The sequence below is a fragment of the Gordonia hirsuta DSM 44140 = NBRC 16056 genome, assembly GCF_000333015.1.
GTDB classification, from domain to species: Bacteria; Actinomycetota; Actinomycetes; order Mycobacteriales; family Mycobacteriaceae; genus Gordonia; species Gordonia hirsuta.
Map to the genome: position 1 here is coordinate 1 of NZ_BANT01000066.1, position 10118 is coordinate 10118.

The 10118-nt window shown below is 70.1% G+C and carries 11 protein-coding genes and 1 pseudogene; 2 read left to right on the forward strand and 10 right to left on the reverse strand.

The window, feature by feature from the left end; all coding sequences use genetic code 11:
* The coding region (locus tag GOHSU_RS15865) for a site-specific integrase (RefSeq protein ID WP_024333005.1) at positions 1 to 318 on the reverse strand (318 nt) is incomplete at its 3' end.
* A 170-nt stretch (positions 319 to 488) separates the two neighbouring features.
* Here GOHSU_RS15865 and GOHSU_RS15870 point away from each other — a divergent pair.
* Positions 489 to 1940, forward strand: a complete 1452-nt coding sequence (locus GOHSU_RS15870; protein ID WP_005944232.1) for an MFS transporter — start codon at positions 489 to 491, stop codon at positions 1938 to 1940.
* A gap of 22 nt (positions 1941 to 1962) precedes the next feature.
* On the opposite strand, the gene GOHSU_RS15875 is transcribed toward GOHSU_RS15870, so the two are convergent.
* Positions 1963 to 2829, reverse strand: coding sequence for a siderophore-interacting protein (locus tag GOHSU_RS15875; RefSeq protein ID WP_005944235.1), 867 nt, complete (start codon positions 2827 to 2829; stop codon positions 1963 to 1965).
* Between the two features lie 119 nt (positions 2830 to 2948).
* On the opposite strand from GOHSU_RS15875, the gene GOHSU_RS15880 reads away from it, so the two are divergent.
* The gene (locus GOHSU_RS15880) at positions 2949 to 4298 is read left to right on the forward strand and encodes a wax ester/triacylglycerol synthase family O-acyltransferase (RefSeq protein WP_005944237.1); all 1350 of its coding nucleotides are present in this window, start codon (positions 2949 to 2951) and stop codon (positions 4296 to 4298) included.
* On the opposite strand, the gene dprA is transcribed toward GOHSU_RS15880, so the two are convergent.
* From dprA to GOHSU_RS16965, 8 genes and pseudogenes are all read right to left on the reverse strand, one after another.
* Positions 4284 to 5420 (reverse strand): DNA-processing protein DprA, encoded by a 1137-nt coding sequence (gene dprA, locus GOHSU_RS15885; RefSeq protein WP_005944239.1) that lies wholly within the window; start codon positions 5418 to 5420, stop codon positions 4284 to 4286. The two genes, GOHSU_RS15880 and dprA, sit on opposite strands and share 15 nt — an antisense overlap.
* Positions 5417 to 6937 (reverse strand): YifB family Mg chelatase-like AAA ATPase, encoded by a 1521-nt coding sequence (locus GOHSU_RS15890; protein WP_005944241.1) that lies wholly within the window; start codon positions 6935 to 6937, stop codon positions 5417 to 5419. The genes dprA and GOHSU_RS15890 overlap by 4 nt, the downstream gene beginning before the upstream one ends.
* A gap of 7 nt (positions 6938 to 6944) precedes the next feature.
* On the reverse strand, positions 6945 to 7364 hold the full coding sequence (locus GOHSU_RS15895) for a YraN family protein (protein ID WP_005944243.1): 420 nt from the start codon (positions 7362 to 7364) through the stop codon (positions 6945 to 6947).
* A gap of 103 nt (positions 7365 to 7467) precedes the next feature.
* Positions 7468 to 7779, reverse strand: a complete 312-nt coding sequence (locus tag GOHSU_RS15900) for a DUF2469 domain-containing protein (RefSeq protein WP_005944247.1) — start codon at positions 7777 to 7779, stop codon at positions 7468 to 7470.
* Positions 7776 to 8429, reverse strand: a complete 654-nt coding sequence (locus tag GOHSU_RS15905) for a ribonuclease HII (RefSeq protein ID WP_024333006.1) — start codon at positions 8427 to 8429, stop codon at positions 7776 to 7778. The genes GOHSU_RS15900 and GOHSU_RS15905 overlap by 4 nt, the downstream gene beginning before the upstream one ends.
* A gap of 21 nt (positions 8430 to 8450) precedes the next feature.
* The gene (lepB, locus tag GOHSU_RS15910) at positions 8451 to 9299 is read right to left on the reverse strand and encodes a signal peptidase I (RefSeq protein ID WP_005944255.1); all 849 of its coding nucleotides are present in this window, start codon (positions 9297 to 9299) and stop codon (positions 8451 to 8453) included.
* Between the two features lie 28 nt (positions 9300 to 9327).
* Positions 9328 to 9669, reverse strand: coding sequence for a 50S ribosomal protein L19 (gene rplS, locus GOHSU_RS15915; protein ID WP_005944259.1), 342 nt, complete (start codon positions 9667 to 9669; stop codon positions 9328 to 9330).
* Positions 9670 to 9837: 168 nt separating this feature from the next.
* Positions 9838 to 10118, reverse strand: a pseudogene (locus tag GOHSU_RS16965) (hypothetical protein); the annotation flags it as partial.

Below are 10118 nucleotides of genomic sequence, written 5' to 3' on the forward strand. Positions count from 1 at the left end.
CAGGACCCGGCGGGCTCTGGGCGCTTGGAGGCGGGCCGCCGGATCGGTCGGCAGGAGTCCTTCGCGGACCGCCCAGGAGCAGAAGGTCTTCGCCGAGGAGACCTGTCGGGCGACCGTCGTGCGGGCGGCGCCGCGGCGCGTGTGGTCGGCCAGCCAGGCCCGCAGCAGCGCCAGATCCACGTCGGCGACCTCGACACCGCGGGCACCGGCGAACGCGATCAGACTGCGCAGATCACCGGTATAGGCGCGGACGGTGTGGGCACTGTGCCCCTTCTCCAGGCGCAGATGATCCGCGAAGTCGTCGAGCACCGAGGTCATGGCCACCAGTCTAGGTCCGCCTTCGGGCCACCCGCGGCAACCGCGGCTGCGTGCCGCCGGAGATGCGCGAGCGGGGCGATCGGGACTAGCGTGCAATGAGCGTGCGCTTAGCGCACCGCTCGTTCCGTGCCCGGCGCCCGCCGGACCTTTCCCTAAGCAGAATCGCAGCCGTGACCCTCTCCGCTCCCCAGCACCATCCCCGCCTGGCCGTGGCGGTGCTCTGCGTCGCCGGCACCGTCGTGGCCCTGATGCAGACCATCATCGTGCCGCTGATCCCGCTGCTGCCGTCCCTGCTGGACACCTCCGAGACCAATGCCGCCTGGACACTGACCATCACCCTGCTGGTCGGCGCGGTGGTCACCCCGATCGCCGGGCGCATGGGTGACATGTTCGGCAAACGCCGGGTCCTGGTGAGCAGCCTGGCAGCCGTCGCGGTCGGATCGGCCGTCTGCGCCCTGGCGCCGGGCCTGGTGATCTTCCTGCTGGGACGTGGCCTTCAGGGAATGGGCATCGGCATCGTCGCCGTCGGTATCTCGCTGATGCGCGATATCGTGCCGGCCGACCGGCTGGGTTCCGCGGTCGGGATGATGAGCGCCTCACTCGGCGTCGGCGGGGCACTCGGGCTGCCCTTCGCCGCCGCGATCGCTCAGCAGATCAGCTGGCAGGCCCTGTTCTGGGTCAGCGGTGCCGTGGCGCTGGCGGCGCTGATCGCGGTGCTGCTGACCGTGCCGGTCCGTGGTGTCCCCCGCGGCGGGCGCTTCGATGCGGTCGGCGCCCTCGGTCTGACCGTGTTGCTGACCTGCATCCTTCTGGCGTTCTCCAAGGGCGCCGAATGGGGCTGGTCCAGTCCGGCGATCCTCGGCCTGTTCGCCGGTTTCGCCGTATCGACGGCCCTGTGGTGGCGATGGGAGCGCACCCGGCCCGACCCGCTGATCAACCTGACCCTGAACATCGCCCGGCCGGTGCTGCTGACCAACATCGCCTCGGTGGCGACCGGCTTCGCCTTCTACGCGATGCAGATGATCCCTATCCAGATCTTGATGGCCCCGCGCTCGGCCTTCGATGCCGGCAGTCTGGGGATGGGCCTGTCGATGGTGCTGGCCAGCCTGGTGCTGATGCCCGGCGGCCTGGTGATGTTCGCCTTCTCTTATGTCTCGGCCGAACTGACCCGCAGGTACGGAGCCCGCATCTCCCTGGCGCTGGGCGCGGTGGTGATCGGGCTGGGTTATTCGGTGCTGCTGCTGATGATCATGGGGCCGTGGCCGGGGACCTGGGTGTGGCTGATCGGCATCAACGTCCTGGTCGGCGCCGGGCTGGGTATCGCCTATTCGGCCATGCCCGCACTGATCATGCATTGGGTACCGGTCTCCCACACCGGTGAGGCGAACGGGGTGAACGCACTGATGCGTTCGGTCGGCACGTCGCTGGCCACCGCGGTGGTGGGCATGATCCTGGCCGCGTCGATGACGGCGGCGGCGACTCCGGTCGGCCCGATCCCGGTCGCGACCTCCACTGCCTACTCCTGGGCGGCGGGCATCGCCCTGGCCGCCTGTGTGGTCGCGGCGATCACCGCCCTGGCGGTGCCCCGCACGGCGCCGGTGGCCGAGCAGCAGATCGTCTGAACCGCTGCCCGGCCCGCCGGGCTCAACCGGCGTTGTTCTTGCGCTGTTCGGCCTTCCACTGGCGGAAGCCCTCTTCGCTGCGGCCACGGCGCCAGTATCCGGAGATCGATGCCGCACGCTGCGCCCCGACCCCGCGGTCCCGGCGCACATAGCGGCGCAGATTCTTCATCACCGTCTGCGCCTCACCGTGAATGAACACCTGGGGCTCTCCGTCGAGCCACGGCGCCTGACGGACCGCCTCGATCACCGGAGCATGGTCACCGGCGCGATCCTCCCCCGCCTCCGCCGACGAGGCGCCGCGATGCACCCAGGTGATCTCGGCATCGGCCGGGGCGGTCAGTTCGATTTCGTCGTCGGGACCGCCGACCTCGATGAACGCCTTGACGACGGCGTCCTCGGGCATCGCTTCCAGTGCCGCGGCCAGCGCCGGCAGACCGGCCTCATCGGAGGCCAGCAGATGCCAGGGCGCTTCCGGGTCGGGGCGGTAGCCGCTGCCCGGTCCGCGGAAGCTGATCCGTTCGCCCGGCTGCACGCGCGCCGCCCACGGACCGGCGATGCCCTCATCGCCGTGCACGACGAAGTCGATGGCGATCTCCCGGGCCGCCGGATCGTAGTGGCGGACCGTGTAGGTACGCAGCACCGGCTGCTCGTCGGGTGGGTACTGCGCGGCGATCGCGTCCAGATCCACCGGTTCGGGATAGACGACGCCGCTGCCGGCCGGCGGGAAGACGAGCTTGACGTACATGTCGGTATCGGGCCGGCCGTCCTGGGCGCCCGGGCCCGCGGGCACGAAGTCGTCGAAGCCGTCGCCGCCCAACCAGACCCGCACCATGTGCGGGGTGAGCTGTTCGGTGCGCAGAACGGACATTGCCGTGAGGTTCTTGGCCATGCCCCCACCGTACCGGTTCCCCCGGATTTAGTGAGGGCGCCCTAACTTGCCGTAGGGGCGGCTCCGCCGGCAGAGGCGTTCGGCGCCGCCGGCAGCGGATCGGCTTCTACTATTCGGCTATGAGGCTGCTCACCCCGTTCGATCACGCGATGCTGCGAATGGAATCCGCGCGCACCCCCATGCACATCGGGGCGCTCGCCATCTTCCGGCTGCCCGACGACGCCCCGCCCGACTTCGTCCGGCAGCTGTACAACGCCTTCTCCGCGCTGGCCTTCCTGCCCTTCCCGTACGACAGCGTGCTGGCCGCACTGCCGGTGGCCGATGCCGCGTACTGGAAGAAGACCGAGCCCGATCCGACCTATCACGTCCGGCTCGACGCGCTGCCCTCACCGGGCGGCGAGGCCGATCTGGGCGCGCTCGTCGAGCGCCTGCACTCGCGTCCGCTGGATCTGACCCGGCCGCTGTGGGAGGCCCACCTGATCGAGGGTCTGGAGAACAACCGGTTCGCGTTCTATTTCAAGGCGCACCACTGCGCCACCGACGGCATCGCAGCGGTCCAGACCATCCAGTCCTGGCTGAGCACCGATCCGGGCGGAGCCCTGCCGTCGGGCGGCAAGGTCGACGAGAGTGGTGATCTGAGCCTGCTGCAGAAGCTGACGATCCTGCCCCGGCGGATCGTCGAGGGCACGCTCGCCACGGCCGGGATGCTGCCGAATCTGGCCCGGATGGCCTTGGGACCGGACAGTTTCGTGCGTACCGCGGTGCGCACGCCGTCGTCGGTGTTCAATCAGCGCCTGGGCCCGCATCGGCGGGTGGCCGTGGAACGCATGTCGCTGGCCACCCTCAAAGAGGTCGCCGGCCGCACCGACACCAAGGTGAACGACGTGGTCCTGGCCGTGGTCGGCGGCGCTGTGCACCGCTACCTGCTGGAGCTCGACGCCCTGCCCCGAACCAGCCTGACGGCTTCGGTGCCGATGGCGCTGAGCCGCACCGAGGACACCCTGAACGCGGCGACCGGTTTCGTGACCCCGCTGGGCACCGAACTGGACGATCCGCTCGCGCGTCTGCAGCTGGTGGCCGCCCACACCCGGCGCGGCAAGCACGATATCGACGGCCTCAGCCGCGGCGCCCAGGACTACTTCGCACTGCTCGGACTGACCCCGCTGCTGCTGGCGCAGAACGCGCGCCTGGCCACCAGGCTGCCGCTGCTGTTCAACTTCACCGTCTCGAACGTGGTGCTGGGCAAGGAGAAGCGCTACCTGATGGGCGCCGAACTGGAATACATCGTGCCGATCTCCTTCCTGGTCGACGGATACGGGCTCAATGTGACGGTGATCGGCTACGGCGACAGCGTGACGCTCGGCTTCGTCGGTGACCGCGACAGCCTGCCCCACCTGCAGCGACTGGCCGATTACACGCGGGCCGCCCTCGCCGACCTGGTCGAGGCGGCCGGCTCAGCGGGCCAATGACCACGAGCCTGCCGCCGAATCGACCAGCCCCCGGAACTCCAGGTGCGCCAGTGCCCCGCGCACGACGTCTTCGGCCAGCCCGGCCAGGAAGGCGATCTCGGTCAGCGTCAGCCCGCCGCGGGCGGGCAGCGCCTCGATCACCCGGAACTGTTCGGGCGGGAGATCGTCGGTCGGGCGCGCCGGTGCGGCGACCTTGTTGTCGTGCCCGTTGATCTCCACCAGCGCGATCGCCGAGGCCGTATCGGTGACCAGCGTGGCCTGCCCGTCGGCGATCATCTGATTGCAGCCCACCGACGTCGACGAGGTGACCGGCCCGGGTACCGCCCCCAACGGTCGACCCAGCTTCCGGGTCCACGCGGCGGTATTGGCCGCACCCGAGCGGGCACCGGCCTCGACCACCACCGTCGCCGCCGACAGACCGGCGACCAGCCGGTTGCGGGTGAGGAACCGATGCTTGCCGGCCGTGGTTCCGGGCGCATATTCGGTCACCACGGCCCCGGTGCCGGCGATCTCGGCCAGCAGCCGGGCATGTCCGGCCGGGTAGTCCCGGTCGATTCCGCAGGCCAGCACCGCCAGGGTGGGGCCGCCCGCGGCCAGCGCCGCGCGGTGGGCGGCGCCGTCGACCCCGTAGGCGGCGCCGGAGATCACCGTCCAGCCCGCGGCCGCCAGGCCGTCACCGAGGTTCCCGGCGACCAATTCGCCGTACCGGGTCGCCGCCCGCGAGCCGACCAGCCCGATCGCCGACCCCGTCATCGCCGCCGGCGATCCGCCGCCGCGCACCCACAGTGCCAGCGGGGCCCCGCCCCGGGCGGCGGTGCTCGCCCGGGTCAAGCAGGACAGTGCCCACGCCGGCCAGTCCGGATCCTGCGGGGTGAGCAGCCGCGCACCGCGCCGGGCGGCGATCTCCAGATCCTGCGCCGAGGTGTCGGTGGCGCAGCGGGCCACCGTGGCTGTGCGCACCGCACCCTGTCCGGCCGGCAACCGCTGACTTTTGACCATCTGCGCCGCCTCCTGCGCGCCGTACCGGTCCACCAGTGCGATCAACGGCGCACACGGCGGCTCGGCGACCGCCGTCAGGTACGCCCAGGCCCGCAATTCCGCGTCGGTGAGAGAGGTGCTCATGAGAACTCCCTGTCCCGGTACATCAGCGCCTGCATCACCTCGTCGGGACCGGGCCGGTCGCCGCCGCGCAGATCGCAGATGCTCCAGGCCACTCGCATAGCGCGATCTGCTCCCCGCGCGGTGATCCGGCCGTCGCGCAGGCACTGTTCGATCGGGGCCAGCGCACCCGGTGGCAGCGGAAACCGGTGACGCAGCGCGCTGCCGGGCACCTCCGCGTTCGTCAGCCAGCCGCCGCCCCGCCAGCGGTGCCGCGCCCGCTCGCGCGCCTGACACACCCGCTCGGCGATCGCCGCCGTAGGCTCGCCCTGTGCGCGCAGCAGCATGGTCGCCCCCGGCGGCTCCATCTGCACCCGGATATCGATCCGGTCCATCAGCGGACCGGAGAGTCTGCCCAGGTAGCGGCGCCGGGCGACCGACGAGCAGACGCAGTCGACATCGTGGGCCGGTGCGCACGGGCACGGATTGGCCGCCAGCAACAACAGGAACCGGGCCGGATAGAGCGCATCCCCGTCGCGCCGGGACAGCCGGACCAGCCCCTCCTCCAGGGGCTGGCGCAGGCCGTCGAGCACCTTCGGTGCCACTTCGGCGCATTCGTCCAGGAACAGCACCCCGCGGTGAGCCCGCGACACCGCTCCGGGTTTGGCCGTCCCGGTGCCGCCGCCCAGCAGCCCGGTCATGGTCACGTTGTGGTGCGGGGCGATGAACGGCGGCACGGTGATCAGCGGACGATCCGCGGGCAGCGTGCCGGCCACCGAATGGATCGCCGTCACCTCCAGTGCCTCTTCCTGCTGCAGTGTCGGCAGGATGCCAGGCAGACGCGCGGCCAGCATGGTCTTGCCGATCCCCGGTGGCCCGGTCATCAACACGTGATGCCCGCCGGCCGCGGCGACCTCGAGGGCATGGCGGGCTGCGGACTGTCCGACCACATCGGCCATATCCGGAATCGGCGGACCGGGCAGCGGCGCGTCGTCGGTCACCGACACCAGTTCTGCGTTCCCGGCCAGCCAGTCCACCGCGGCCGACAGCGTCGGCGCACCCACGCTCCTCATCCCCTCCACCAGGGCGGCCTCGCGCAGATTCTCCACCGGCACCACCGCCAGGCGGTGACCGCTCTGGCGGGCGGCCAGCAGCAGCGGCAGCACACCGCGGACCGATCTCACCCGCCCGTCCAGGGCCAGCTCGCCCAGGAACACCGTGGTGCGCAGCAGATCCGGCGCCACCGCGACCGCACCGTCGGCGATCAGCACGCTCAGCGCCATTCCCAGATCGAAACTCGAGCCCTCTTTGCGCATCTCTGCCGGGGCCAGGGCGACGGTCACCTTGAGCTCGGGGAATCGGTGTCCGGAATTGACGATCGCCGCACGCACCCGGTCGCGGGCCTCCCGCAGCGACGAGTCCACGCTGCCGGTCACGGTGAAGCCGGGCAGCCCCGCAGCGATATTGGCCTGGATCTCCACCGGACGGGCGACGAAACCTCCCAGGCCCATCGACGCCACCGTACTCACCACACGTGCCATGGCCGTCTCACTCCACCAGGCCGCGGTGGTGCCGCAGCCGGGCCGCCGCCCGATCGGTCGGATCGGCCAGCGACAACTGCACCGAGACGACGTCGAACCGGATCACCTCCCACCACGGCGACCCCGGCGGCCGCGCGGCCAGCCACTGCCGGGCCAGCAGACGCATGCGCCGCAGTTTGGCCGGAGTCACCGCGGCGACCGGGTCGGTGTACACGTGCGAGGCACGCGTCTTGACCTCGACGATCACCAGTGTGGTGCCGTCGGCGGCGATCAGATCCAGTTCCCCGTACCGGGTCCGCCAGTTCCGCTCCAGAATCCGCCAGTGCTGGGCCTGCAGGAATTCAGCGGCGAAGCCCTCCCCGATCGCCCCGATCGCCCCGCACCGGTCTCGGTGCGCGGCTCTGTGCACTCCCGTGTTCTCCCCCATGCATCGAGGATGAACGCCGCGCGGCCCGCGGTCACGGTGCGCCGTCGCCGAGCTGTGGACAACCACGCGCCGTCCACAGACTCAGCGCGCGGGCTTGACGGGCCTACGGTTCGTCGGGCAGCCGCAGCTCGGAACGCTCCAGTTCCTCGATGTTGACGTCCTTGAACGTGACCACCCGGACCTGTTTGACGAACCGGGCCGGCCGATACATGTCCCACACCCAGGCGTCGGTCAGGTGCAGCTCGAAATACATGTCACCGTCACCGGTGCGCGGAATCAGGTTCACACCGTTGGCCAGGTAGAACCGGCGCTCGGTTTCCACCACGTACGAGAACTGACCGACGATGTCCTTGTACTCGCGGTACAGGGACAACTCCATCTCTGCTTCGTACTTCTCCAGATCCTCGGCGCTCATAGCGCTACCCTATCGCGCACGTTCCGGTACGACATCCGGTGCTCGGGGGATGGGCCGGAACGGTCCAGGCAGGCCATGTGCGCGGCCGTGCTGTAGCCCTTGTGCACCGCGAAATCATATCCGGGCAGCACCCGGTCCATCTCCACCATGATGCGGTCGCGGGTGACTTTGGCCAGCACCGAGGCCGCGGCGATACAGGCCGCATTCGCGTCCCCGCCGATCACCGGAAGCGACGGTGCCGGGAGTCCGGGGACTGCGAACCCGTCGGACAAGACGTAGCCGGGCCGCACCGACAACGCGGCCACGGCCTGGCGCATCGCGCGCAGATTGGCCACGTGAATGCCGATGCGGTCGATCTCGGCGGCCTCGACCGCCACCACACTCCAGGCCAGCGCGTGGCGGACCACCGCGGTGTACAGCCGTTCCCGGGCGGCCGGGCTCAGCTTCTTCGAATCATCCAGATCGGCGAGGGATTTGAGCTGGTGCGGACCGAGCACACAGGCCGCGGCCACCAGCGGGCCCGCGCAGGCTCCCCGCCCGGCCTCGTCGACCCCGGCGACCGGGCCCAGACCGTGCCGGTGCAGCGTGAACTCGAGGGTTCGCAGACTCGCCGCCCTGCGCACCGTGGCGCGCGGTGGCCATCGCAACACTGTCGACACCCTGGTCTGCTCCTACTGGGGGTCGACCGACCCCACGCCGCCGATCCGGGAGAACGGGTACATGATGAACCGGACCTTGCCGCGGATATCGGAGACCGGGACCGTGCCCTGGAACTCGTCGACCACGTGCGCCCGCGAATCCGCCGACGCGCTGCGGTTGTCGCCCATCACCCAGACGTGATCCTCCGGGACGGTGATCGGCCCGAAGTCGGGGCCGTAACAGCTGCCGCCCCCCGATACTCCGTCGGACTGGGCATAGGTCTGGTTCTGCAGTCCGGCGTCCACGTAGGGCTCGGTCAAGGGTTGTCCGTCGACGGTCACGCCCTGACCGTTGTCGTTGCGGCACTCGACGGTCTGACCGCCGGTGGCGATCACCCGCTTGACCAGATTGTTCTCGTCGGGAGGTGCCAGCGCGAACAGCGAGAGGCCGTCCTGCAGCGCGTGGATCACCGAATTCGACGACCGCGGCGACATCCAGCCGCCCTCCCACGATTCGGTGGGCGCCTTGAAAACGACGACGTCACCGGGTTCGGGATCGCTGAACCGGTAGCTGAGTTTATCGACGACGATGCGGTCGTTGCTGCAGCCGTAGCAGCCGTGCAGCGTCGGCTCCATCGACTCACTGGGCACCACGTACTGCCGGAAGAGGAAGGTGTTCACCAGGAACATCAGCGCCAGCACGATGCCGACGACGATCACCAGTTCCTTCAGGAAGCCGCCGCGTTTCTTCGGTTCCTCCTCGGCTGCCGGGGAGGCCGGTTCCGGGGCACCCTGAGACGACGACTGGCCCTCTGCGGCGCCGGCATCGGGCGGGGCGTCGTCAGAGGGCCAGTCGGATTCGTCTGAGTTACTGTCGCTCACGAAGAATCAGGGTAGCGCGATGCGAGATTCAGCGCTTTTCCTTGATCTTGGCGGCCTTACCGCGCAGGTCGCGCAGGTAGTAGAGCTTGGCGCGCCGCACGTCGCCGCGGGTCAGCACGTCGATCTTGGCGACGTTGGGGCTGTGCACCGGGAAGGTGCGCTCGACGCCGATGCCGAAGGACATCTTGCGCACGGTGAAGGTCTCCCGGATCCCACCGCCCTGGCGGCGGATCACGACGCCCTTGAACACCTGGATACGCTCTTTGGCGCCCTCGATGACCTTCACGTGGACATCGACGGTGTCGCCGGGGGCGAACTCGGGAATGTCGTCACGGAGCGACTGCTTGTCGAGGAAGTCAAGAGTGTTCATGGTTCGGTCCAATCGATGCGTGGCGGTAGAGGAACCTGGTGCGTGTGCGACCGGTTCATGCCCGTGTCAGTGGTCGGTACCCGCACGACGGCGGGCAACCCGAATCATTTTGCCAGAACGCGGCCGGGGAACGAAATCCCGGGGCGGCCGACGCGATCGGCCCCCGTGTCAGAGGGTCAGATCCAGGTCCTGCTCCTCCGGTGCGACCTCCTCCTGTGCGGCGGCGCCGGTCTCCTCGCCCACCGCGGTATCGGCTGCGTCGGGGACCTGAACCTGCCCCGGCGCGCCGAGCACCGCGGGTCCGGCCAGCGGCAGCGGGCCGATCATCCGGGCGCACTCCCGTGTCGACAGCAGATAGTCCGGGCGGCGGCGTTCGGTGTCTTCGCGGGCGCCGCCGCGCGCCCCGCCCGGCGGCACCGCCGACGATGATCCCGGCTGTCCACGAGCCC

Excerpts from the sequence above, each read along its gene's own strand:
- GOHSU_RS15875 (WP_005944235.1), bottom strand. The coding sequence starts at position 2,829 with ATGGCCAAGAACCTCACGGCAATGTCCGTTCTGCGCACCGAACAGCTC.
- GOHSU_RS15880 (WP_005944237.1), top strand. The coding sequence starts at position 2,949 with ATGAGGCTGCTCACCCCGTTCGATCACGCGATGCTGCGAATGGAATCC.
- dprA (WP_005944239.1), bottom strand. The coding sequence starts at position 5,420 with ATGAGCACCTCTCTCACCGACGCGGAATTGCGGGCCTGGGCGTACCTG.
- GOHSU_RS15890 (WP_005944241.1), bottom strand. The coding sequence starts at position 6,937 with ATGGCACGTGTGGTGAGTACGGTGGCGTCGATGGGCCTGGGAGGTTTC.
- GOHSU_RS15895 (WP_005944243.1), bottom strand. The coding sequence starts at position 7,364 with ATGGGGGAGAACACGGGAGTGCACAGAGCCGCGCACCGAGACCGGTGC.
- GOHSU_RS15900 (WP_005944247.1), bottom strand. The coding sequence starts at position 7,779 with ATGAGCGCCGAGGATCTGGAGAAGTACGAAGCAGAGATGGAGTTGTCC.
- rplS (WP_005944259.1), bottom strand. The coding sequence starts at position 9,669 with ATGAACACTCTTGACTTCCTCGACAAGCAGTCGCTCCGTGACGACATT.